A 23,039-nucleotide genomic window follows, 5' to 3' on the forward strand; every position below is an offset into this window, starting at 1 on the left:
GCGGTAAACTCTCAGGGTTGCCCCGCGCCTGGCTGGCGGGTGAAGGAGTCGAAATCATGGGTCTTGCTATTGGAATTGTGGGTCTGCCGAACGTCGGGAAAAGCACGCTGTTCAACGCCATCACGCGCGCCGGGGCGCTCGCCGCGAACTATCCGTTTGCGACCATCGAACCGAACGTGGGCCGGGTCACGGTGCCTGACGAGCGTCTGGCCGCGCTGAGCCGCGTGTTCACCAAGGGTGATCGCGTGCCGCCCATCGTCCCGACCTTCGTGGAGTTCGTGGATATCGCCGGACTGGTCAAGGGCGCCAGTCAGGGCGAGGGCCTGGGCAACCAGTTCCTGGCGAACATCCGCGAGGCGGACGCCATCGCGCACGTCGTGCGCTGCTTCGAGGACGGAAACGTCATTCACGTGGCGGGCCGCGTGGATCCCATCGACGACATCGAGACCATCAACACCGAACTGATCCTCGCGGACCTCGGCGGTCTGGAAAAACGCCTCCAGAACCTCCAGAAGAAAGCCAAGAGTAACGATAAGGAAGCCAAGGAACAGGCGGCGCTGGCCGAGCAGATCCTCGCCGTGCTGGGCGACGGCAAACCCGCCCGCGCCGGCACGTACGACGCGCCCATCCCCAAGGAATTCGGCCTGATCACCACCAAACCCGTCATCTACGTGGCGAACGTCGGCGAGGACGACCTGACCCGGGACAACGAGCACGTCCTGAAGGTCCGCGAGTACGCCGCCGCCGAGGGAGCGCAGGTCGTGAAGATCAGCGCGCAGATCGAGGGTGAACTTGCCGAGATGCCCGAAGAGGACGCCCGCATGTTCCTCGATGAACTGGGCGTGCAGGAAAGTGGCCTGGACCAGCTCGTGAAGGTCGGGTACGAGACGCTGGGCCTGATGACCTTCATCACCAGCGGCGAGAAGGAAGTCCGTGCCTGGACCATCCGCCGCGGCGAGACCGCCCCCGAAGCGGCCGGCGAGATCCACAGTGACCTGCAACGCGGCTTTATTCGCGCCGAGGTTATCGAGTGGGAAAAGATGGTCGAAGCCGGAGGTTGGGCCGCCGCGAAAAGCAAAGGCTGGGTGCGTACCGAAGGCAAGGACTACGTCATGAAAGACGGCGACATCATGAACGTCCTGCACAACATGTGAGACGGACTCCGGTTGATTCGGTGCAGTTCCGAAGCAATCCGAGCGAATGCGAGGAGGAACAGCATACGTCCCTTCGCGGTATGGAGCCGCAGGCGGCGCTGTTCCGACCCCGGCGCAGTGGAGCGGAATCCGGATGAGACAAAGAGAACAGCTGAAGGTGGAGCGCTCCGGGCAGGTTGGAGCGCTCCACTTTCATCTTCTCGTTGTTCCCACCGCCTACCGCTTACGTCGCACTTACTTGCCGACGCAGAAGTTACGGAACACGGCGTCCACGATGTCTTCCTGCACGTCGCGGCCGGTCAGTTCGGCCAGGGCGCGCAGGGCTTCTTCCAGTTCGTAGCTGGCGAGGTCGTCCGGGGCGTGTTCGGCGGCGTGGATGTGGTCCAGGGCGCGGCGGGCGGCGTCGGCCTGCCGTTCGGTGGTCAGCCACGCCTCGCCGCGTGCGGCGTCGCCGAGCAGGGCTTCACGGATGGCCCCGCGCAGGTCGTTCAGGCCGGTGCCCTTCACGGCGCTGACGTCCAGGGCGCCGGGGTCAGTCCAGGCGGGGTTCAGGTCGGCCTTGGTGCGCACGCGGATGACGCGGGGGCCACTGCCCGGGTCCAGGGGAAGGGGTTCGCGGGGGGCGCTGCCGTCTTCGAGGGCGAGGATCAGGTCGGCGGCCCCGGCGAGGCTCAGGGCCTGGCGCACGCCGGCCGCTTCGATGGCGTCGGCGGTGTCGCGGATGCCCGCCGTATCGACCAGCGTGACCGGTACGCCCGCGAGTTCCAGGCCTTCTTCGAGGTAGTCGCGGGTGGTCCCGGCCAGGGGCGTGACGATGCTGCGCTCAAAACCCACCAGGGCGTTCAGGAGGCTGCTCTTGCCAGCGTTGGGTCGGCCGATCAGGGCCAGTCGGGCGCCGCGCGTGGCGACCTGCCCGGCACGGGCGGTGCGCAGCAGTTCAGTCAGGTCGTGCGCGGCGGCCGTGAGCGGCTGGGCGCGGTCCTCGTCGGGCACGCCTTCTTCCGGGTAGTCCAGCATGGCCTGCAGGGCGGCCAGGGTGCGGGTGACGTTCACGGCGATCCCCTCCACCCGCCCTGCGAGCGCGCCGGTCAGGCCCAGGGTGGCCTGACGCCGCGCAGCGTCGGTCTGCGCTTCGATCAGGTTCAGCACGGCCTCGGCCTGGGCGAGGTCCAGGCGGCCGCTCAGGTAGGCGCGTAACGTGAACTCGCCGGGGCGGGCGGGGCGGGCGCCGAGTTCCAGGGTGCGGGCCAGCACGCGGGCCAGGACGGCGGGGCTGCCGTGCGTCTGGAGTTCCGCGACGTCCTCGCCGGTGTAACTGCGCGGGCCCCTGAAGATCAGGCACAGGCCCTCGTCGAGGATCTCGCCGTGGTCGCCGGTCAGGTGCCCGAACAGGAAGCGGCCGCCGGGCGTGCGGGACGGGGCGCGCCGTCCCCGGAACAGCCCGTCCGCGACGCGCAGGGCGTCCGGGCCGCTGACACGCACGATGCCCACACCGGCGCTGCCCGGCGCAGTGGCAATGGCGGCGATGGTGTCGGACAGTCCGGAACGCGTCACCCGCGCAGGCTAGCACCGCGCTGGCAGGCGTCACCAGAGCCGCGTGCATGGAGGGGGATGCACGGCGCCTCCGCGTGCAGGTGCCTCCGCGTGCAGCTGCCGCCGCGTGCAGGGGACTGTTCGGCCCTCACCGGGATTCCTTCAGCGGGGTTCCCGGGGGTTCATAGTCGCCCCTCATGGTGTGGCCCTAGCATGCGGTCATGCGTTCAACCGTGCCTTCTGCCCCGCGTCCGGGGCTGCCGTCCAAGCTGTCTGCGCCTCGTGTGTCTGCGCCTTGTGTGTTCCCGCGCGCCGCGCTGCTGGGCGCGCTGCTGTGCGCTCCTGCACTGGCCCAGACCACCCCGGCCGCCACCCCGGCGGCCCCGGCCGCCACTCCGGCCGCTCCGGTCAAGGGCGCGTCGTCGGCGGCCACCAACCGCCCGGTCAGCGCCCTGGCGGTCGAGGTCAGCGCGGTCGTGGGCGGCCGCATCGTGTCCTGCCCGGCGGCGTTGAAGCTCAGCGTGAACGCCGTGTGCCTGTACTCGCAGTCCGGCGCGGCCACGCTGCGCCCCCTGCTGAAAGGCAAACTGGCGGGGCGCGCCGGCGACTGGAAAACCACCGGGAAATCCAGCCTCCTCAGGGCCGCTCCGGCCGCCGGGGGCGCCGCGAACGCCTTCGTGCTGCTCAGCCCCATGAGCGACAAGGAAACGCTGGTCGTGGTGGATAGCCTGAACGTCGTCGCTGCGAGCCCCGCGAAGCTCACGGTACCGGCCGGCGTCACGAAGGGTCAACCGTACGTGCTGGGCAGCGACCTGCTGGGCGTGGTGAAGGTCACGCCGCTGGGCGGCGGAAAGTACCGCCTGAGCACCGAGGACGACGGCCTGCTGACCGTCACGGTCGGGCAGAAGGCCGCGCAGGCCGCCGCTGGCACAGTGGAACTGCCTCTGGCGCCCGCCACGGACGGCAAGAACCTGATCTTCCCACTGGCCGGACTGCGCGCGCTGGGATGCACGGTGACGCCGGAAGGCACCAACCTGACGGTCACCTGCGGGGCCGACAGCGTGGGCCTGCGGCCTATCGTGTTCTGAACCCATACCGGCCCCACGGTGCCGGGTCTCCAGCAACCGTTCAATCCGGGTGCCGGCAGGCCGGATGACCGGCGGATGCAGCCAAACGGGCCGCGTTTACACCCCCTTCATATCCAGCGGGATGGGGGTGTCACCTGCTCCCGCTGGGGGCCTGAAAGCGTCATGATAGGCGGCGAGCCCACACCAACCGGCCCGAGCCCCGGACCGCTTGCGGCGAGCGCCGGGCCGAACTCCCAGGAGGAACCACCATGAGCATCCTTGACCGACTGTCCCGACTGCTGCGCGCCAACGTGAACGACCTGATCTCCCGCGCCGAGGATCCCGGCCTGATCATCGAGCAGGCCCTGCGTGACATGCGCGCCGCGTACGCCGAGGCCCGCAGCGAAGTGGCCGACGCCATGAGCCAGAACGCCAAGCTGGACCGTGAGGCGGGCAGCAACCGCCGCATGGCCGCCGAGTACGAGAAGAAAGCCGAGGAAGCCCTGCGCGGCGGCAGCGAGGACCTGGCCCGTGAGGCGCTGAGGCGCGCCCAGAACGCCAAGGACCTCGCGGCGGGCTTCGAGGAGCAACTCTCGCTCCAGAGCAGCACGGTCGAGCAACTGAAAACGCAGTTGCGCGCCCTGGAAGCCAAGATCGACGAACTGGAAAGCAAGAAGAGCCTGCTGGCCGCGCGTCAGAAGACCGCGCAGGCCAGCGCGACCCTGGACCGCGTGTCGGGCTTCGACAAGGCGGGCGGCGCGGTGGACGCCTTCGAGGAGATGGAAGCGAAGGTGTCGGGCATGGAAGACCGCAACCGCGCCATGGGTGAACTGCGTAAGGACAATGACTTCGACGCGCAACTCAAGGACCTGGGCCGCACCCAGGCGCTGGACGACGCCATGGCGGCCCTGAAGGCCAAGGTGTCGGCCGACAAGAGCTGACCCCCCCATGAAGGGGCAGGCGGGGCGGCGGCCCTGGCCCCCCTGCCCCTGCTGCTGCCGCCCGCCGCCTTGCCGGGTGGTGAAGGAGGCGGGCGGCTCCCTTCGCGTGCCGATCCATGATCGCCTGCTCCTTTCCCTCTGATGGCGCTGGTGCCAGTCCAGGTTGCTTGCTGCACGGGCTGTCTCCGCACCGGGAATGCCGGGCACGGTTCGGGCGCAATCGGCGTTATCAGGCAGATGTCATGTTTCCTGACAGAATAGGTCGGATGAAGCGGTTTACCCTGAAGGACATGCGCGGCCTCCTCCGTTCCCGACCTACCCCTGCCCCGCGCCGGTTCCCGAAACCGGGGGCGTGGGTGTCGTCCCTTCTGGTCCCGGGGTTCCTGCTGCCAGTCCTGCTGGGAGCCTGTGCTCCGGCCACCACGTCGCCGGGCACGGTGCAGGCGAGTACTCCCGTGGCCGACGTGTCGTTCTACCCGCTGGAAAGCGGCCTGGCGTGGTCGTATCTGCTGGAGGGCGAGGTGACAGGCACGGCGCCGTACGTGCTGCGCTCGCTGGGGCCCACCGTGTTCGCGGGTCAGAAGGTCCTGTCGTTTCAGTTGACGGGGCGCGGCGCGGACCAGACGTGGTTCCGCACGGTCAGCGCGGGCGGCGTGCAGCTGCTGGGCCTGCGCAAGCCCGGCGTGAACGTCCGGCTGGACCCGCCGTGGCAGGAATTCCCGGCCGAGGGCGCGTGGCGGCCGGGGCTGACCTGGCAGGGCCAGAGCGAGATCACCATCAGCGGCGATGACGGCGCAGTACAGAAAAAGGGCGTGCTGACCTACAGTTACGTGGTGCAGGAACGGCGGACCGTGCAGACGCCGGGCGGGAAGTTCGACGTGTGGGCCGTGACCCGGCAGATCAGCGATACGGTGGGCGGCCTGTTTCCCGCCACGCAGCAGCTGTGGTTCGCGCCGTTCGTGGGTGAGGTCCGAACGCCCGAGGGCCTGCTGCTGACCGCCCGTAATTTCGCTGCTCGCCCAGGAGGTCAGTAAATGAGCCCCGAGTTCATCCTTCCGTCTGCTTCCAGTACCCCCCTGCTCGACCGCGTGAATAGCCCGGCCGACCTCAAGCGTCTGTCGCGTGAGCAGTTGCCCGCGCTGTCGCAGGAACTGCGCGACGAGATCGTGCGGGTCTGCTCGGTGGGCGGCCTGCATCTCGCCTCCTCGCTGGGCGCCACGGACCTGATCGTGGCGCTGCACTACGTGCTGAATTCCCCGCGTGACCGGATTCTGTTCGACGTGGGGCATCAGGCGTACGCGCACAAGATCCTCACGGGCCGCCGTGACCAGATGGCGACCATCAAGAAAGAGGGGGGCCTGAGCGGCTTTACCAAGGTCAGCGAGAACCCGCACGACGCGATCACCGTCGGGCACGCCAGCACCAGTCTGGCCAATGCGCTGGGTATGGTCATGGCGCGTGACGCGCTGGGCCAGGATTACAAGGTCGCGGCCGTGATCGGTGACGGCAGCCTGACCGGCGGCATGGCCCTGGCGGCACTGAACACCATCGGGGACATGGACCGCCGCATGCTGATCATCCTGAACGACAACGAGATGAGCATCAGCGAGAACGTCGGCGCGATGAACAAGTTCATGCGGGGCCTGCAGGTGCAGAAGTGGTTCCAGGAAGGCGAGGGCGCGGGCAAGAAAGCCATGGAGGCCGTCAGCAAACCGCTGGCCAGTTTCATGAGCCGCGCCAAGAGCTCCACGCGGCACTTCTTCGATCCGGCCAGCGTGAACCCCTTCGCGGCGATGGGCGTGCGCTACGTCGGCCCGGTTGACGGGCATGACGTGCAGGAACTCGTGTGGCTCATGGAACGCCTCGTGGATCTCGACGGGCCGACCATCCTGCACGTCGTGACCACCAAGGGCAAGGGCCTGAGTTACGCCGAGGCCGACCCGATCTACTGGCACGGCCCCGGCAAGTTCGACCCGGGCACCGGCGAGTTCAGCGCCAGCAAGGCGTACTCGTGGAGCGCCGCGTTCGGGGACGCCGTGACGGAACTGGCCGCGCGCGACCCCCGCACCTTCGTGATCACGCCCGCCATGCGCGAGGGCAGCGGTCTGGTCGGGTACTCGAAGGCGCACCCGCACCGTTACCTGGACGTCGGGATTGCCGAGGAGGTCGCCGTGACCGCCGCCGCCGGGATGGCCCTGCAGGGGCTGCGGCCGGTCGTGGCGATCTACTCGACGTTCCTGCAACGCGCCTACGATCAGGTGCTGCACGACGTGGCCATCGAGAACCTGAACGTAACGTTCGCCATCGACCGGGCCGGGATCGTCGGCGCGGACGGCGCGACGCACAACGGCGTGTTCGACCTGAGTTTCCTGCGCTCCATTCCCGGCGTGCGCGTGGGCCTGCCGAGGAACGCGGCGGAACTGCGCGGCATGCTGCAGTACGCGCAGACGCACGACGGTCCCTTCGCCATCCGCTACCCGCGCGGCAACACCGAACCCGTCCCCGAAGGCCACTGGCCGGACCTGGAGTGGGGCACCTGGGAGCGCGTGCAGGCCGGGACCGACGTCGTCATCCTGGCGGGCGGCAAGGGCCTGGAGTACGCGCTCAAGGCCGCCGCCGATCTAGACGGCGTGGGCGTCGTGAACGCCCGCTTTGTCAAGCCGCTCGACGAGACCATGCTGCGAGCGGTGGCCCGCAGCGCCCGCGCGATCATCACGGTCGAGGACAACACCGTGGTGGGCGGCTTCGGCAGCGCCGTCCTGGAATTCCTGAACGCCGAGGGTATCAAGACCCCCGTGCGCGTCCTGGGCATCCCCGACGAATTCCAGGAACACGCGACCGTCGAGAGCGTCCATGCCCGCAGCGGCATCGACGCGCAGGCCATCCGGACCGTCCTCGCCGAGCTTGGCATGGACGTCCCGCTCGGGGTGTAGCAGGTTGATGGTCGATAGTTGATGGAAGGGAGCCGACCCTCTATCAACCATCAACTTTCAACCATCTACTCCCTGACCTCGCCGTTGCCTTCCACGACCCATTTGGTGGTCGTCAGTTCACGCAGGCCCATGGGGCCGCGGGCGTGGAGTTTCTGGGTGCTGATGGCGACCTCGGCGCCCAGGCCGAGCTGTCCGCCGTCGTTGAAGCGGGGGCTGGCGTTCACGACCACGGCGGCCGAGTCCACGTCCTGCACGAAGCGCCGGGCCTGCGCGTCGTCGCGGGTAAGGATCACGTCGGTGTGGTTGCCGTGCGTGGCGATGAAGTCCAGCGCCTCGTCCAGGCTGGCCACGGTGCGGACGCTGGCGGTCAGGGCCAGGAATTCCGTGCCGAAATCGGCGTCTGTGGCGGGCTCGGCGGTGATTCCGGCGGCGCTGAGCACGGCGTGGGCGGGCGGGTCGGCGCGCAGTGTGACGCCGCTGGCGTGCAGCTCGCGGGCAATGGCGGGCAGGGCGTCCAGGGCCTGCTCGTGGATCAGCAGGGTGTCCAGGGCGTTGCAGGCGCTGGGTTTCTGCGCCTTGGCGTTGTGGATGATCGCGGCGGCGCGCGCCCGGTCGGCCGGGTCACGCGTGAAGCTGGGGTCCAGGTAGATGTGCACCACGCCGATGCCGCCCACGATGACGGGCACCGTGGCGTTCTCGACGCAGTAGCGGTGCAGGCCCGCCCCGCCGCGCGGGATGATCGCGTCGACCAGATCATCGAGTTTCAGGAGTTCGAGCATGCGTTCGCGGGCCGGGTCGCGGATGACCTGCGCGGCGTGCGCCGGGAGGTTCTGTTCGCGCAGCGCCGCGTGGATAACTTCTTCCAGCGCGGCGTTGCTGCGCACGGTTTCCCGTCCGCCGCGCAGGATCACGGCGTTCCCGCTCATGATGGCCAGCGCGGCCACGTCCACCGTCACGTTCGGTCGGCTCTCGTAGATGACGCCCAGGACACCCAGCGGCACGCGGCGGGTGCTGACGCGGATACCGCTGGGTTGCGTGCTGGGCGGGGTGGTCTCGCCGACCGGGTCAGGCAGGCGCGACACGGCCTGTACGTCGGCGGCCACGGCGTCCAGGGCGCGCTCGTCCAGGCGCAGTCGGGCCACCATCGCCTCCGGCAGTCCGCTGGCCTGGGCGGCCTGTACGTCCTGCGCGTTGGCCGCCAGAATCGCGCCCGCATGGGCGCGCAGTCCGGCCGCGATGGCCTGCAGGGCCGCGACCTTGCGGTGCGTGGGCAGGGACCGCAGCACGCGCGCGGCGGCGCGGGCCTGCACGCCCATCAGACGGACACTGGTGGGCTGCGCTCCGGTGGACTGTGAATCGTGCGGGAGGCTGGACGGCTGCGCGGCGCTCATACCCCCGAGGGTAGCAGCGTGGCCCGGCCCGCGTGACGGCGCGGAGTAGGCAGCCGCCGCGCCGGTTCAGCCGACCGTACGGCGGGGCGCGACATGCAGCAGAGCCTGCGCCAGCGCGTGCGGGTCGTGGCGGGCCTGACCGTGTTGCAGGAGCGGGCGCGGCACGCAGCGGCCCCGCAGGTCCCAGCTGGCACCTTGCAGCGTCAGCAGGTGCGCGCCCTGTGCGGCGTACCGGTCCAGCACGTCGCTGGGCGGCGTGGCGCTATTCACCAGAACGCAGTCCGGCGTGCGGCCCAGGTGCCGCGTGATGGCCTGCACGTGCCCTTCGAGGCTCAGGTTGTCGGTCTCGCCGGGTTCGGTCATCAGGCTCGCCACGTACACCAGCGGAGCGCCGGACTCGCGCACGGCGCGGGCGATGCCGGGGACCAGCAACGCCGGAATGATGCTGGTGTACAGGCTGCCGGGTCCCAGGATGATCTGCTCGGCGCTGTGAATGGCGGCCAGGACCTCGGGCAGGGTCGGCAGGTCCGGTGGGTCCAGGGTGACCCGGGTGATGGTGGCCTCTCCCACCTGCGGCGCGAACTGACTTTCACCGCGTATCACGCGCCCGTCACTGAGGTGGGCGACCAGCGTGGCGGGGCGCGTGGTGGCCGGGTAGACCTTCCCGCGAATGCGCAGCACCTCGTGAATGTCCTTCATGGCGGCGCTCAGGCCGCCCTGCTCCTCGCTGAGCGTGGCCAGCATCAGGTTCCCGAAGGTGTGCCCTTCGAGGCCCTCGCCGCGCCGGAAGCGGTGCAGCAGCAGGCGGGCCATGACGGGGCTGTCGCTCAGGGCGGCGTAGCAGTCGGTCAGGTCGCCGGGCGCGACCATGTCCAGCGCCTCGCGCAGGCGGCCGCTGCTGCCCCCGTCGTCCGAGACGGTCACGATGGCCGTGGTGTTCCCGGTGTGGGCGCGCAGGCCAGAAAGCAGGTTGGACAGGCCCGTCCCGCCGCCCAGCGTGACCAGGTGCGGGCCGCGCGCCAGGTTGCGGCGTTCGTACAGCACGTCCACCGTGGTTTCCGGGGCGGTGCCCATGCCCCGCAGGACCGAGCGGTTAAGCATCATGATGCTCCACAGCGCCCCGGTCAGTGCCAGCAGCATGATGGCCGCGCCGCCCATGTACAGCGGCATCCGTTCCGGCGTGACCAGGGCGTTCACCCAGAGGATCCAGCGGGTCGCCGTGAAGTGCAGCGGGCCGGTCCAGGTGAAGTGCAGCACGCCCACCCCGCCCACGAGCGTGCAGATCACGAACAGGGTCAGCCAGCGCTTCACGCCGATGCCGGGGGCCATCCACATGCGGGCGCGGCGGCTGCGGCGGTACAGTCCCGGTTTCAGGCGCTCACGGCGCGACAGGGTCGGTTCGGCCGGGGCGGGGTCTGGCACGCGGGCGTCCCGTTGTGGGGGCGGCTGAGTCACCCGTGCGCGCCGACCTTCATGTCGCGGTGGTCCATGACGTCCACGTTCAGGTCCCTGAGGTCCTGGGCCAGGCGGGCAGTGACCGCCACGCTGCGGTGCTGCCCGCCGGTGCAGCCGATCCCGACCGTGTAGCCGTGACGGCCCGTGGCGCGGGCGCGCTCGGCGGCGATCCGCACGAAGTCCCGCAGCTCCGCGTAGAACGTCTCGGCGTCCTGCCCGGCGAAGGCGTAGGCGGCCACCTCGGCGTCCAGGCCGGTCTTGGGACGCAGGGCGGGGTCGTAGTAGGGGTTGGGCAGCGAGCGCACGTCGAGGATCATGTCCACGTCTCGGGGGGGCGCGTGCTTGAAACCAAACGACATCAGGCGCAGGTGAAAATCGTGTTCCAGTCTGAACAGTTGCAGCACGCGGCCGCCCAGGTCCTTGGCACTCAGGTCGGTGGTGTCGATGACGGTGTCGGCAATGGCGCGCAGCGGGGCCAGCAGCTCACGTTCCCGCGCAAAGTCCAGCATCAGGTTCTCGCCCAGCGGGTGCTCGCGGCGCGTGAAGTTGTACCGCTTGAGCAGCACGTCCGCGTTCGCCTCGAGGAACAGCACGCGCAGGTCCTCGCGGCGGCGCGACAGGCGCGTGTAACTGGCTTCCAGGGCGTCCAGGAAGTGGCGGGTGCGGGCGTCGGTACTGATCGCCACGCGGTCCAGGCCGCGCGCCTCCACGAGGTCGTGCATGGCCCCCCACAGTTCCGGGGGCAGGTTGTCCGTGATGAAAAACCCGGCGTCCTCCAGGGTGCGCAGAACGGTGCTTTTTCCACTTCCGGACAGGCCAGAGACCACGACAAACGGCATGTGGTCAGTCTAGCCTGCCCCGGTGCAAATACTGGCCCGGTGCGAGTACTGGCCCGGTGCGAGTACTGGCCCGGTGCGAGTACTGGCCCGCTGAGGGGGTCGGTCGGCCTCTGCCCGGTTCAACAGCGACCCCGCCGGGCAGGGGGCCGGGCGGGGTCGGGGGCTGGGGCTGGGGCGGGGCAGGTCGGGAGGGCGGGGCGGTGGGTCAGCGGACGCGGGTGCCGCTGGGCAGGTCCAGGCCGGTGCCGATCAGGTCCAGGTTGCCCTGGTCGTCCTCGGCGGCGAGGATCATGCCCTGCGACTCGATGCCGCGCAGCTTGGCGGGCTTCAGGTTGGCGACCAGGATAACCTTGCGGCCCACGAGCGCCTCGGGTTCAAACCACTGCCGGATGCCACTGACGACCGTGCGGGTTTCATCACCGAGTTTGACCGTGAGTTTCAGGAGCTTGTCGGCCTTGGCGACGGCCTCGGCCGCCAGCACCTCCGCGACGCGCAGGTCAATGCGGGCGAAATCTTCGATGCCGATCAGCGTATTGCTCGTCTCGGTCGCCTGGGGGGCCGGGCTGGGGGCGGCGGCGGTGGGGGCCGGAGCGGTCGTGACCGTTTCAGGAGCAGTCTGGGTCATGGGTTTCTCTTTCCTGGCGGGCTTCGGGGCGCTCGCGGCGGGGGTGGGGACTACCCTGGGTTCGGGTTTCGGGAACAGGACCGGGCCGCCCACCACGCGCGTACCGGCGGGCGTCAGGCCCCAGGCGGGCGCCAGGGCGTAGGTCTGACCGGCCAGTCCCAGCTGGGCTCGCAGTTCGCGGGCCTTGGCGGGAATCACGGCTTCCAGGGCGACGCTGGCCACGCGCAGGCCCTCGGCGGCCGTGTACAGCACGGTATCCAGTTGGCGCTGGGTGTCGTCACTCTTGGCCAGGTTCCACGGGGCACTCTCGGCAATGTAGCGGTTGAGGTCCCGAACGAAGTTCATGGCGGCCTCGATGGCCATGTTGATCTTCAGGTCGTTCACCAGCGCCAGGATCTGGCCGGGCAGAGCCAGCGCGGCCGCCTCGATGCTCCGGTCGCGGTCCGTGAGGTCCTGCGCGGCGGGGACGACGCCACCCCGGTACTTCTGGATCATGCTGATGGTGCGTGAGAGCAGGTTGCCCAGGTCGTTGGCGAGGTCGCTGTTCAGGCGCGAGATCAGGATGCCCTCGCCGTAGGGGCTGTCCGCGCTGAGGGTCGCCTCGCGCAGCAGGGTGTAGCGGATCGCGTCCACAGAGTACTCCGCGACGAGCGCTTCGGGGTCGATGGCGTTCCCGAGGCTCTTGCCCATCTTGCGGCCGTCCTCGGCGAGGATGTGGCTGTGCACGACCAGCCGGCGGTACATGGGCAGCCCGGCGGCGCGCAGCATGGTGGGCCAGAACACCGCGTGCGGCTTGAGGATGTCCTTGCCGATCACGTGCCAGGCGGTCCCGCTGACGCTGGCGTCCTGGCCGTTACTGACGAGCGGCGTGAGGTAACTGAGCAGCGCGTCGAACCACACGTACGTGACGTGATCGGCGTCCCAGGGCAGTTCGACGCCCCACGGCACGCGGTTTTTCGGGCGGCTGATGCTGAGCGGCCCGATGGGTTCTTTCAGCATTTCCAGGACTTCGTTCCGGTACCCGGCGGGCTGGATCAGGTCGGGGTGCGTCTGGAGGTAGTCCAGCAGCCACGGCTGGTACTTTTCCATGTTGAAAAAGTAGTTCGCCTCGCGCCGCAGTTCCGGGGGGTCCTTGTCGCCGGGGAAGCGGCGGACACCGTCGGGGTTCTCGACGAGTTCCTTCTCGGTGACGTAGCGTTCCGCGCCCACCGAGTACAGGCCCTCGTACTCGGCGAAGTAGATGTCCCCGGCGTCGTACACGCGCTGGAGGATTTCCTGCACGAAGCGCTTGTGCCGCGCGGAGGTCGTGCGCACGAACTCGTCGTAGCTGATGCCCAGGTTCTTCCACAGGCCCTGAAAGGCGCGCTCGGAGAGGTCGTCCACGAGCTCCTGCGGGGTCACGCCAGCCTTGGCGGCGGCCTTGCTGATCTTCTCGCCGTGCTCGTCGGTACCCATCACGAACGTCACAGGCAGGCCCGCGAGGCGCTGGTAGCGGGCGATGGCGTCGGTCAGGATCTTCTCGTACACGTGCCCGATATGCGGGGCGCCGTTGGCGTAATCGATGGCGGCCGTGATGAAAAACGGGGTGGATGGTGCTTGACTCATGAGTTCCCTTCCTTCCCGACCGGCACCCTGATGAGAGGAGGGTCGGGCAACCCTGCCAGAATACGGAATTTTACGGGTCGGTCATGCCCTTCGGTCCACCATCCCTGCGGCTGCGCCAGTCCGCCCGGCCCGGAGGCTGCGTGGATACGGACTCCACTGGACCGGCGTGCAACACCCCTGCCGTCCAAGTGGACACGCAGAACTGCGCCGCCCAGCGGGTACGAGCAGAGCAGGCGGTCGTGGGCTGGTCACCCCGTTCGTGGGCAGGTTGTGAACGGCACAGTCGGCAGTCCGTATCAGGCGGCGTGATCCGGCATTCGCCGTCCGGGGATCGGCGAGGAGCTGGGGGCGGCGCAGCAGGGTCGGTGCGTCATGGGTTCACTGTACCGGGCGGGCACGGGAAAACGGACAGGCCATCTGGCCTGCCGGAACCCCACCTGATAGGGATTCCGCTCCATACCGCCCAATCCGTATCTTGCTCCCTCTCGCATCCGCTCGGATTAAGTACGTTGAAGCGGGAAAGCGCCGGAACCTCTCCATTCCCGCTTCAACGCACCTGCCTGACCGACCGGAGAAGCGCCGCGCGCGTGGCTTTCAGTCGGCGCTGCGCTGCCAGACTCGGGGGAACCTTCAGTTCAGCCGTAACCCGAACGTCATGGCGCCCGGCGAGCTGGACAGTTCCGTGCAGGTCAGTTCCGTGCGGGCCAATTCCGTTCGGTTCAGTTGCCTGAAACCCAGGTGCCGGTAAAAGCCCTGGGCGTTCACGTTGCGCGCCCCGACGCCCAGGTGCACGCCGGGGGACCCGGCGCCGCGCAGCGCCCCCAGCAGGGTGTGCATCAGGGCGCGGCCCCGCCCGCCTCCCTGAACGCGGGGCAGCAGGTTGATGTGCAGGTGCGAGGGGTACGCGGTCAGCAGCTCGCGCGGCGCGTGGGGCGGGTGGTGGATCAGGTGCGCGATTCGCTGGTCCGGGGTGCGCCCGGGTGGCGGCGTGGTAGCCGGGTCGGGGTATGCGCTGCGCAGCGCGGGCCACCACGCGCGTTCCAGGGTGTCCTCGAAGGCGGCGGTGTCCGGCGCGCCCAGCACGTACCCGCCCACGCCCAGGTCGTCTTCCAGCACGAAGGCGAAGTCTGGCGCGAAGCTCAGGTACGGCGCGGCGTACACCCTCCCCAGCAGCAGCGGGTCGCGGTACAGGTGGGTGGCGTCCTGGCCGCTGTCCCCGGTGTGCAGGCAGACCGCGTTCAGGGCGGCGCGGTCGGATTCGCGGGCGGGGCGCAGGGTGACCATGCTCCGTAGTGCAGCACACCAGCGGGCCGGGTGGGGCGCGGGGTGGTACGAACCGGTCGCTTCCCGCTGTTTCTGTTCAGAGCGGAATGTACACTGGGAGGGATGATTGCTTACCTGTCCGGCGTGGTCCGGGAAGTGCGGGATACCAGCGCCGTGGTCGTGACGGGCGGCGTGGGCTACGAGGTGCAGTGCCCGGCGGGCACGCTCGCGAAGATGACGGTCGGGCAACCCACCGAACTGAACACCCGCTTCGTGGTGCGCGAGGACGCCCAGATGCTGTTCGGCTTCGCGGACGCCGACAGCGTGCGCCTGTTCGACTTGCTGACTGGCGTGAGCGGCGTGGGGCCGCGCATGGGACTGGCGATGCTGTCGGCCATGCCGGTCAGTGCGCTGGCAGCCGGACTGCTGGGCGGCGACGTGAAACTCCTGAGCAGCGTGAGCGGCGTGGGCAAGAAGACCGCCGAGCGGCTGGTGCTGGAATTGCAGAACAAGGTGCCCGAGCATCTGGCGGCCCCGGCAGCGGGCGGCGCGGGTGCCAGACCGGCGCGGGTGGTCACCACGGCCGGGCGTGACGCGGTGGACGCGCTGCTGGCGCTGGGCTTCCGGGAAGCGCAGGTGCGGGCGGTCGTGGCCGAACTGGTGGCGGCCGACGCGGACCTGAGTGCCGACAGCCTGATCCGCCGGGCGCTTGGTCGCCTGCGGTGACTTCCGGGGATCAAGAAGCGCCCTTGCCCGGTGGCGCGCAGCCGCACGCCACCGGGGCAGGCGCCGCGAGTCCGACCCGCGGGGACGGTGCACAGGGCGCTCCGGACGAGCCGACGCAGCGGGTCACGTGGCTGGAACTGTTCTACGACCTGATCTTCGTGGTGGCGTTCGATCAGCTCGCGCTGCGGCTGGGCGACGCGCACACCCCCAAGAACCTGCTGGTGTTCGGCCTGACCTTCACGGCGGTCTGGTGGGCCTGGGCGAACAACACGCTGTTCGCGGCACGCTACGGCAACGAGCGGCTCACCTACCGGCTGGTGACGCTGGCGCAACTGCTGACCCTGACCCTGCTGGCCGTGACGCTGCGCGGCGACCTGAGCGACACCGGCGTGTGGTTCGCCGTGACGTACGGCTTGAATCACCTGTTGCAGGCGGGCCTGTACCTGCGGGCGTCCCGAACGAACACGGCCGATCAGGGCTCGCCGGGCGCTGATCGGGGAACGGGGGACGACCGCGTGGAGGGACGGGCGGTGTTCGCACGGCACATGGCGGGCCTGTTCGCGCTGGCGGCCGCCGTGTGGTTCGCCTCGGCGCTCCTGCCGGGTGGCGGGACCGCGCAGCTGAGCGTGTGGGTGGCTGCCCTGCTGACCGAGGTGGGGCGCGCCCCGCTGATCCGCAGTGGCCAGCAGCACGCCCCGCCGCACGCCGCTCACCTGCCCGAGCGCGTGGGCCTGCTTCAGATCATCGCCCTGGGCGCCATCGTGACCGAGATCGTCACCGGGGGCCGCCAGCAGGCCCTGACTTCTGCCACGCTGCTGCCCGCCATGGGAGGCGTCCTGACCGTCGTGGCGCTGTGGCAGCTGTACTTCTCGCAGGCGCGTGCGCTGCCGCTCCTCGAGACCCGCCGCGCCGGGCAGATCCGGCACCTGCAGGCGTGGCTGTACTCGCACCTGCCGTTCACGCTGAGCGTGGTCACGCTGGGCGTGGGCCTGGGCCACACCCTCAGCAGCGCCGACGCGGCCGAGGACGCCGCGTACCAGAAACTGGTGACGCTCCCGCTGGCCGGGGTCTTCCTGTCGCTGGCCTTCTTGCGACTGAACGCCCTGCGCATCACGCAGCGCACCCGGCGCGACCGCAGCCTGCTGGCCCTGCTGCTGGGCGGGGTATTCGCGGCGGCCCTGGCGTACCGGGACCTGGATACGCCGGGGCTGCTGCTGCTGGTCACGGCCCTGAGCGTCACCGTGGCCGTCGTGGTGTCCACCGACCCCGCCACACGGCGCCTGGCCATCATCGAGGAGCGGCAGGTGGAGGCCACCCCGGGCGACGGTCCGCCTGACCCGACCCGCTGAGCGCGGCGGCGCGACCATTCCTCTACCGGCGATGGCCCTCTACCGGCAGTGGCCCTCACCCGTCATACGGACTGCGGCTCCACTGCGCCCAATCCGTATGCTGTTCCTACTCGCATCCGCTCGGACTGATTCGGAATTACGCCGGATCAATCGGAATCCGTATCAGAGGGTGGCCGGGCGCGCAGGTCGTCCAGGCCCGCGTACCCACCGACGAACAGCGCCATCCGCAGTTCGTGAATGAACTGCCGTAACCAGTCCTCGGCGGCGTCCGCGCTGTCCAGGGCGGGTTCCAGCAGCGGGCGGGCCACGGCCACGACCTGCGCGCCGAGGCTCAGGGCGCGCGCGGCGTCCAGGCCCGTGCGAATCCCGCCCGACGCGATCAGCGGCGTGCCCGGCGCGGCCTGGCGGGCGTCACGGATGGCCTGCGCGGTCGGGATGCCCAGGTCGCACAGGTCCGGCGTGCGCACATGCCCGTAGCGAACGAGTTGCTCGACCCGCGCCCAGCTGGTACCGCCCGCGCCCGCCACGTCCAGCGCCGCAAAACCCGCGCCCGCCACGGCCTGCACGGTGCGGCGGTCCAGGCCGTGCCCGACCTCCTTCAGGATCACCGGGAACGGCAGCGTGGGGACCAGCGCCGCCAGCCGCGCGCTCAGGCCAGCCCAGTTCGTGTCGCCGCCCGCCTGTAGCGCCTCCTGAAGCGGGTTGACGTGAATGGCCAGCGCGTCCGCCCCGACCTCCTGCACGGCCCGCGCGGCGTGCGTGCCGTCGTAACCGAGCAGGAACTGCGCGCCGCCCAGGTTCCCGACAAGCAGGATGTCCGGCGCCCACTCGCGCACCAGGAAACTGGCGCGGGCCGCCGGGCGCTCCAGCATCACGCGCTGCGACCCGAGCATCATGCCGAGGCCCACACGCTGCGCGGCCGTGGCGAGGTTCCGGTTGATGCGCCCGGCCGCGTCGGCCCCGCCGGTCATCGCGCCGATCAGGACCGGGGCACTCAGGGAGCGGCCCAGGAAGCCCGTGCGCAGGTCCACGCGGTCCAGGTCGAGTTCCGGCAGCGCGTGGTACGGCCAGGGCACCCCGTGCAGGCCGGTGCTGCGCGCGGCGTACTGGCTGTCCGGGCGCAGGCACGCCTCGATGTGCCGCAGTTTGCGCTGCTCGATGCCGCCGCCGGCAGTGGTGTCCGGGGCGGCTGGTGGGGTGGACGGGGCGTCGGTCACGCGGTTCAGGGTAACGGGCGCGGCGGGCGCCGGGGGTGGGATTCCCCCCGAACAGAGCCGGCCGACGCGTGCGTGACCGGACCGGCGTGCAGCACGGCAATAACGTGTAGCGTGACACAATGTTGACAGTTCCCGAAACCCGAGGTACTATTCCTGAGCGCTGAGAACGGCAACGAAAGAAACCGCGACTCAGACGCAGAAAGTTCAACCAGAGTAACGCAGGGTAGAGCAGTCTGGTAGCTCGTCGGGCTCATAACCCGGAGGTCGCAGGTTCAAATCCTGTCCCTGCAACCAAACGCCCCCACTCCGGTGGGGGTCTTTCATTGCCTGCCCAGCCCGTTGCTGCCCGCCCCGTTCCTGGCACGGGAACGGTGACGTGCAGCGCGGCGTACTGTACGGCGTGAGTCTCGCCTTCCTGATCTTTCTGGCTGCCTGGGTGACCGGCATGATCGGTACGTTCGTGCCGGCTGTGCCCGCCACCATCATCATCTTCCTGGGGTCCGTCGCCGCGACCCTGGTCGATGGATTCCAGCCGTGGCCGGACCTGCCGTTTCTGCTGACCTTCCTGCTGATCACGGTGGCCATCAGCATGATCGACAACCTCGCCTCGGCCTGGGGGGCACGCCGGTACGGCGGAAGCCCTCAGGCCGTGTGGGGGGCCCTGATCGGCGGTCTGTTCGGTCTGTTCATTCCCTTCGGTCTGATTGTCGGGCCGCTGGCCGGGGCGTTGACCGCGGAACTGCTGCTCGTGCGCAAGCCCCCGCTGGACGCCGCGCGGGCCGCGTTGGGCACCCTGATCGGCCTGCTGGCCGGACTGGCCGCCAAGGTGACCTTGCACCTGCTGATCGGGCTGTACGAACTGTGGCGCCTGTGGGACCCCGCCCACTCCGTTTTCGGCTAAGCGCGGAGCGGAAGCAGCCCGCCCGAGTACCAGGCCCGGGTACGTCACCGTGCCCACTCCGTTTTCGGCTGAGCGCGGAGCGGAAGCAGTACGTCGAAACGGGAATGGAGAGGTTCCGGCGCTTTCCCGGAATCTCGCCCTGTGAGGTTCAAGGTACTTAGCTTCGACCTTCACGTCCCCCCGTACCCCCATTCCATGCCGGGGGCCGTTCCGGTCAACGCTGGAACAGCAGTGGGGCCAGCGCGATGAACCCCACGGCCAGCGCCGGCAGGAGTGGCAGCAGTGCCCCCAGCAGCGCCCGGCCGGGCTGCCCGGTCAACTCACGGAACGCCGGGAAGCTCAGGGCGCACTGCGCGGCCGTGCCCAGCATCGTCACGGCCAGCAGCAGGAACGCGGCGGGCGTGCGGGCCAGTCCCGCCAGTGCCAGCCGCTGCACCGCCTGACTGTCAGTCCCCGCCTGCGCCAGGGCGCCCGCATCCGGCAGCCACGCCTGCCGGGAAGGAGAGAGTGCCACGACCGTCACGAGCAGGTACAGCGGCGCCAGCAGCGCGAAACTCGCGCCGTACACCTCGGCCGCGCGGCCCGCACGACCCGCGCCCAGCCAGCCCAGCAGCCACATCAGCAGGAACGTGAACATCGCCAGGAATGCCCCGCCGATAGCGTTCGTCACATGCACCAGCAGTGGGGAGGCGCCGCCCGCCACCTCGGCCGCCAGGATCACGGAGGGGCGCACCAGCGCCGCGTACGCCACGCCGGACAGGACCGCGCTGAGGACCACCACGCCCAGGTAGCGCCACACGACCGGGTCGGTCGGGGCCAGCCGCCGCGCGAACACGCGTGGGCCGGTCAGGAACTCGGTGGGAAGCGGCGCGGAAGGGCCGGGCGGGGCGCCGGGCGGGCGGGCCGTCCCCTTCGGGCGGCGGGAGGAGCGGGAATCAGGACGGGCCATAAGCACCGCCATGGTAGCCCCACTCATGGTAGCCCCACTCATGGTAGCCCCACCACCATGCGCACCCCCCGCGCGGGCCGCCTCAGCGCACCCGGAGGGCGGCGCGGACCGTGCCCAGCCACTCGGCCACGGACGGGAACGTCAGCAGCAGCGCGCTCAGGCCGAACAGCAGCACCGCCAGGTACGCCCCGCTGAGCCACGGGCCCGGCGCGGACGCTGCCTGCGGGTCGGGTTTCGGGCGCAGCCACAAATGCAGCACGACCAGCACGACCGTTCCGAACAGGGCCGCGCCGATTGCCAGCGGCACCTTCAGGGCCGGGTTGGAGAGCATCTCGGTCGCCTGCGCCGGGTCGGTCGGGAGTCGCCCGGCCAGGAACGCGCCTAGGCTCAGCGCGACAGTGTTGTTCAGCACGTGAATGATCACGGCGTTCCACACGCTGCCCGTATGCTGCGCCACGCGCGCCAGCACGTACGCCAGCGGCAGGATGCCGACCACGCTGACCGGCGCGCCGTGCGCCAGCGAGAACGCCAGCGACGACGTGACCGCCGCCACCCCGAACCCTGCGGCGCGCTCGTGCCCGCGCATCATCAGGCCCCGGAACGCGATCTCCTCGGCGACCGGGACGAGCACGCCTGCCGCCAGCAGGAGCACCCACAGGTCCACGCCGGTACTCAGGAACTGCGGGGTGCTGCCCGCTGTCTCCGGGAACAGCGTCACGAACGCCAGCACGAACGCCCTTGACGCCAGGAACGCCAGCACGAAGGCCGCCACCGCCACGCCCCACGCGGGCGGCGTGCGCCAGCGCACATCCCGCAGCAGCGCGTCCATCGGCCCCCGGAACACGGTCAGGCCCACCAGCACCACCACCGCGAACGCCCCCAGCAGCGACACACCGAGCGGCGCTTTCAGGGACAGCAGCGCCGCCGACACCACGTTCTGAATGATCAGCAGCGCCAGCGCCGCCCGGTTCCCGTCCACGGCCCGCACCCCACGCGGCGCGGGCACGTCAGGCGGGTCGGCAATCGCTGGCACGGAATCCGGAACGGTCATGCCCCCGAGCCTACCCCGGCCCGGCCCACACGCGCATCAACGAAAGGATGAGGCAGTGGTGTGGGGAGTGATACGGATTCCGATTGATTCGGACGTACGCCGAATCAATCCGAGCGGATGCGAGTGGGAGACGAAACGGGTGGCGGACGTGAAGCTGGCAATCCGGTGAAGTTCCGGATTGTCAGCGAAACAAACGGAATCCATCAGGCAGTCAGAACGGCGATCGCGCCGGCCAGGGCCTCGTCGCCGATCTGGTGGTGCAGCACGAATCGCACGCTGTCCGGCCCCAGTGCGCTGCACAGCACGCCCCGCTGCGCCCAGCGCCCGGCGTGCGCGGCGGCGTCCGGCACGGCCGCGTAGATGATGTTCGTCTGCACAGCGGCCATGTTCACGTCAAAGCCCGCGTTCACGAGCGCCCCGGCCAGCTCACGGGTGCGGCGGTGATCCTCCGCCAGCCGGGCCGGACCTTCCCGCAGGGCCACCAGCGCCGCCGCCGCCGCCAGCACGCCCGCCTGCCGCATGCCGCCGCCCATCATCTTCCGGTACCGGTGCGCCTGGCGCATGTGAGCGGCGCTGCCGACCAGCACGCTGCCCACGGGCGCCCCCAGGCCCTTGCTGAGGCACACGCTGACCGTGTCGAAACGGGCCGTGATGTCACTCAGCGGAACGCCCAGAGAGACCGCCGCGTTCAGCACGCGCGCGCCGTCCAGGTGCAGCGGCAGGCCCTCTTCGGTCGCCACCTCACGGATACCGTCGAGCACCGCCAGCGGAATCACGGTCCCGCCCGCCTTGTTGTGGGTGTTCTCCAGGCTGATCATCCCGCTCGGGGACTGGTGAACGCTGCGCCGCACCGCCGAGCGCACGTCCTGCGGGGCCGGCACGCCCAGCGGCGCCGGCACGAAACGCGGCACCACGCCGCTGAACGCCGCCATCATGCCCAGTTCCCACTCGTAGATGTGCGACCCCTCCGCGCAGATGACCTCCTCGCCCCGGCGCGTGTGCAGCGCAATCGCCACCTGATTCGTCATGGTGCCCGACGGCATGAACAGCCCCGCCTCATGCCCGGTCAGGCGCGCCACCTCGACCTGCAACTCGTTCATGGTGGGGTCCTCGCCGTACACGTCATCCCCCACCCGCGCCTGCGCCATGGCCTCTCGCATGGCGGGCGTGGGGGTCGTGACGGTATCGGACCGCAGATCGGCAATCACAGGCGCAGGCAAGGTCATGACCCGGATGCTACGCCGCGCCGCGACCAAAGTGGGACGCCCAGACTGGACGCCCCGCGCCCCCAGCCTCATGACACCGCCCCCCCAGCGCTGGCCCTCCCGTATCGTGGGGGGCGATGCCGAACGACGCCTCTCCCCTGCCCACCCGCCCTGACGATGCGCCCGGCGGGATTGTGCTCACGCCGGACGGGTCGCGCACGGCGCACAACGCCCGTTTTGGTGAGGCGTACGGGTCGCGGCACGGCGCCGCGTCGCAGGCACGGCATGTCTTTGTGGAGGGCACGGGAACGCACCTGCACCCGGCCCCGCGCGTGCTGGAGGTGGGCTTCGGGCTGGGCGTGAATTTCCGCGCGACCGTGGCGGACGCGGCGGCGCGCGGCGTGGCCCTGGCGTACCACGCCTTCGAGTTCGACCCGGCTCCCCGGGCCCTGCTGCGCGAGGTGGCAAGCGGCGCTCAGGGGGCGGCGCACCCGGTCTGGGAGGCGCTGCTGAGCGTGTGGCCGGAGGCGGGTCGGTGCCCGGAGGCGGGGCTGAGCCCGCAGGACCTGCCGCAGGAACTACAGGTGCAGGCGGGCGGCGTGAGTGTGACCGTCACCTTCGCGGACGTACTGAGCTCTCCCCTGCCGGGCGCGTGGGCCAGCGCACTGTACCTGGACGGATTCTCGCCTTCACGCAACCCGGAGGTCTGGACGCCGGAGTTCGTGGCGCGGCTGGCGCACGCGCTCGCGCCGGGCGGGGTGCTGGGCACGTACAGCGCCGCCGGGCACGTGCGCCGCGCGCTGGAGGCGGCCGGGCTGCGCGTGGAACGCCGTCC

General features: G+C 70.1%; 19 protein-coding genes and 1 tRNA gene. 10 read left to right on the forward strand and 10 right to left on the reverse strand.

Annotation, left to right across the window (positions count from 1 at the left end):
• Positions 1 to 56: 56 nt before the first annotated feature.
• On the forward strand, positions 57 to 1,154 hold the full coding sequence (gene ychF, locus QZ271_RS01005; protein WP_291428121.1) for a redox-regulated ATPase YchF: 1,098 nt from the start codon (positions 57 to 59) through the stop codon (positions 1,152 to 1,154).
• A gap of 234 nt (positions 1,155 to 1,388) precedes the next feature.
• Here ychF and mnmE read toward each other — a convergent pair whose 3' ends face one another.
• Positions 1,389 to 2,708, reverse strand: coding sequence for a tRNA uridine-5-carboxymethylaminomethyl(34) synthesis GTPase MnmE (gene mnmE / locus QZ271_RS01010; protein ID WP_291428122.1), 1,320 nt, complete (start codon positions 2,706 to 2,708; stop codon positions 1,389 to 1,391).
• A gap of 263 nt (positions 2,709 to 2,971) precedes the next feature.
• On the opposite strand from mnmE, the gene QZ271_RS01015 reads away from it, so the two are divergent.
• The 4 genes from QZ271_RS01015 to dxs all read left to right on the forward strand — a co-directional run bounded on the left by QZ271_RS01015 (position 2,972) and on the right by dxs (position 7,628).
• The gene (locus tag QZ271_RS01015) at positions 2,972 to 3,775 is read left to right on the forward strand and encodes a hypothetical protein (protein WP_291428124.1); all 804 of its coding nucleotides are present in this window, start codon (positions 2,972 to 2,974) and stop codon (positions 3,773 to 3,775) included.
• Positions 3,776 to 4,023: 248 nt separating this feature from the next.
• Entirely contained in the window at positions 4,024 to 4,695 is a 672-nt protein-coding gene (locus QZ271_RS01020) for a PspA/IM30 family protein (RefSeq protein ID WP_291428126.1), read from the forward strand.
• 290 nt (positions 4,696 to 4,985) lie between these two features.
• Positions 4,986 to 5,729 (forward strand): hypothetical protein, encoded by a 744-nt coding sequence (locus QZ271_RS01025; RefSeq protein ID WP_291428128.1) that lies wholly within the window; start codon positions 4,986 to 4,988, stop codon positions 5,727 to 5,729.
• Positions 5,730 to 7,628: a 1-deoxy-D-xylulose-5-phosphate synthase gene (dxs, locus tag QZ271_RS01030; protein WP_291428130.1), complete on the forward strand. Its 1,899-nt coding sequence runs from the start codon at positions 5,730 to 5,732 to the stop codon at positions 7,626 to 7,628.
• Between the two features lie 65 nt (positions 7,629 to 7,693).
• On the opposite strand, the gene QZ271_RS01035 is transcribed toward dxs, so the two are convergent.
• The 5 genes from QZ271_RS01035 to QZ271_RS01055 form a co-directional block, all read right to left on the reverse strand.
• Complete coding sequence (locus QZ271_RS01035; protein ID WP_291428132.1) at positions 7,694 to 9,019, reverse strand: glutamate-5-semialdehyde dehydrogenase; 1,326 nt, start codon at positions 9,017 to 9,019, stop codon at positions 7,694 to 7,696.
• Positions 9,020 to 9,085: 66 nt separating this feature from the next.
• Complete coding sequence (gene yvcK, locus QZ271_RS01040) at positions 9,086 to 10,441, reverse strand: uridine diphosphate-N-acetylglucosamine-binding protein YvcK (RefSeq protein WP_367114284.1); 1,356 nt, start codon at positions 10,439 to 10,441, stop codon at positions 9,086 to 9,088.
• 29 nt (positions 10,442 to 10,470) lie between these two features.
• The gene (rapZ, locus tag QZ271_RS01045; RefSeq protein ID WP_291428134.1) at positions 10,471 to 11,313 is read right to left on the reverse strand and encodes an RNase adapter RapZ; all 843 of its coding nucleotides are present in this window, start codon (positions 11,311 to 11,313) and stop codon (positions 10,471 to 10,473) included.
• Positions 11,314 to 11,518: 205 nt separating this feature from the next.
• Positions 11,519 to 13,543 carry a methionine--tRNA ligase gene (gene metG, locus QZ271_RS01050; protein WP_291428136.1) on the reverse strand — a complete coding sequence of 675 codons (2,025 nt, stop codon included), beginning with the start codon at positions 13,541 to 13,543 and terminating at the stop codon, positions 11,519 to 11,521.
• A 630-nt stretch (positions 13,544 to 14,173) separates the two neighbouring features.
• Complete coding sequence (locus QZ271_RS01055) at positions 14,174 to 14,827, reverse strand: N-acetyltransferase (protein ID WP_291428137.1); 654 nt, start codon at positions 14,825 to 14,827, stop codon at positions 14,174 to 14,176.
• A 102-nt stretch (positions 14,828 to 14,929) separates the two neighbouring features.
• Between QZ271_RS01055 and ruvA the strand changes: the two genes are divergently transcribed.
• Both ruvA and QZ271_RS01065 read left to right on the forward strand, forming a co-directional pair.
• On the forward strand, positions 14,930 to 15,532 hold the full coding sequence (gene ruvA / locus QZ271_RS01060) for a Holliday junction branch migration protein RuvA (protein WP_291428140.1): 603 nt from the start codon (positions 14,930 to 14,932) through the stop codon (positions 15,530 to 15,532).
• Entirely contained in the window at positions 15,529 to 16,881 is a 1,353-nt protein-coding gene (locus QZ271_RS01065; protein WP_291428141.1) for a low temperature requirement protein A, read from the forward strand. The genes ruvA and QZ271_RS01065 overlap by 4 nt, the downstream gene beginning before the upstream one ends.
• 146 nt (positions 16,882 to 17,027) lie before the next feature.
• Here QZ271_RS01065 and fni read toward each other — a convergent pair whose 3' ends face one another.
• Positions 17,028 to 18,098, reverse strand: coding sequence for a type 2 isopentenyl-diphosphate Delta-isomerase (gene fni / locus QZ271_RS01070; RefSeq protein WP_291428142.1), 1,071 nt, complete (start codon positions 18,096 to 18,098; stop codon positions 17,028 to 17,030).
• Between the two features lie 217 nt (positions 18,099 to 18,315).
• Between fni and QZ271_RS01075 the strand changes: the two genes are divergently transcribed.
• Positions 18,316 to 18,392: transfer RNA gene (locus tag QZ271_RS01075), tRNA-Met, on the forward strand.
• Positions 18,393 to 18,498: 106 nt separating this feature from the next.
• Positions 18,499 to 18,999, forward strand: a complete 501-nt coding sequence (locus QZ271_RS01080) for a DUF456 domain-containing protein (RefSeq protein ID WP_291428162.1) — start codon at positions 18,499 to 18,501, stop codon at positions 18,997 to 18,999.
• A 214-nt stretch (positions 19,000 to 19,213) separates the two neighbouring features.
• Here the strand turns inward: QZ271_RS01080 and QZ271_RS01085 are convergent, their stop codons facing one another.
• The 3 genes from QZ271_RS01085 to QZ271_RS01095 all read right to left on the reverse strand — a co-directional run bounded on the left by QZ271_RS01085 (position 19,214) and on the right by QZ271_RS01095 (position 22,225).
• Positions 19,214 to 19,948, reverse strand: a complete 735-nt coding sequence (locus tag QZ271_RS01085; RefSeq protein WP_291428144.1) for a hypothetical protein — start codon at positions 19,946 to 19,948, stop codon at positions 19,214 to 19,216.
• 82 nt (positions 19,949 to 20,030) lie between these two features.
• Positions 20,031 to 20,999: a type II CAAX endopeptidase family protein gene (locus QZ271_RS01090; protein WP_291428146.1), complete on the reverse strand. Its 969-nt coding sequence runs from the start codon at positions 20,997 to 20,999 to the stop codon at positions 20,031 to 20,033.
• Positions 21,000 to 21,202: 203 nt separating this feature from the next.
• Positions 21,203 to 22,225 carry a low specificity L-threonine aldolase gene (locus QZ271_RS01095; RefSeq protein ID WP_291428147.1) on the reverse strand — a complete coding sequence of 341 codons (1,023 nt, stop codon included), beginning with the start codon at positions 22,223 to 22,225 and terminating at the stop codon, positions 21,203 to 21,205.
• A 116-nt stretch (positions 22,226 to 22,341) separates the two neighbouring features.
• Here QZ271_RS01095 and mnmD point away from each other — a divergent pair.
• Positions 22,342 to 23,039: tRNA (5-methylaminomethyl-2-thiouridine)(34)-methyltransferase MnmD (gene mnmD / locus QZ271_RS01100; RefSeq protein WP_291428148.1), on the forward strand; the 698-nt coding region annotated here is incomplete at its 3' end.

Origin of the sequence: Deinococcus sp. (assembly GCF_018260555.1) — a bacterium.
GTDB lineage: Bacteria > Deinococcota > Deinococci > Deinococcales > Deinococcaceae > Deinococcus.

Coding starts and splice junctions, on each gene's coding strand:
- QZ271_RS01055 (WP_291428137.1), bottom strand. CDS start 14,827: ATGGTCACCCTGCGCCCCGCCCGCGAATCCGACCGCGCCGCCCTGAAC.
- QZ271_RS01095 (WP_291428147.1), bottom strand. CDS start 22,225: ATGACCTTGCCTGCGCCTGTGATTGCCGATCTGCGGTCCGATACCGTC.
- QZ271_RS01025 (WP_291428128.1), top strand. CDS start 4,986: ATGCGCGGCCTCCTCCGTTCCCGACCTACCCCTGCCCCGCGCCGGTTC.
- metG (WP_291428136.1), bottom strand. CDS start 13,543: ATGAGTCAAGCACCATCCACCCCGTTTTTCATCACGGCCGCCATCGAT.
- QZ271_RS01085 (WP_291428144.1), bottom strand. CDS start 19,948: ATGGCCCGTCCTGATTCCCGCTCCTCCCGCCGCCCGAAGGGGACGGCC.
- ruvA (WP_291428140.1), top strand. CDS start 14,930: ATGATTGCTTACCTGTCCGGCGTGGTCCGGGAAGTGCGGGATACCAGC.
- QZ271_RS01035 (WP_291428132.1), bottom strand. CDS start 9,019: ATGAGCGCCGCGCAGCCGTCCAGCCTCCCGCACGATTCACAGTCCACC.
- rapZ (WP_291428134.1), bottom strand. CDS start 11,313: ATGCCGTTTGTCGTGGTCTCTGGCCTGTCCGGAAGTGGAAAAAGCACC.
- dxs (WP_291428130.1), top strand. CDS start 5,730: ATGAGCCCCGAGTTCATCCTTCCGTCTGCTTCCAGTACCCCCCTGCTC.
- QZ271_RS01020 (WP_291428126.1), top strand. CDS start 4,024: ATGAGCATCCTTGACCGACTGTCCCGACTGCTGCGCGCCAACGTGAAC.
- ychF (WP_291428121.1), top strand. CDS start 57: ATGGGTCTTGCTATTGGAATTGTGGGTCTGCCGAACGTCGGGAAAAGC.
- QZ271_RS01090 (WP_291428146.1), bottom strand. CDS start 20,999: ATGACCGTTCCGGATTCCGTGCCAGCGATTGCCGACCCGCCTGACGTG.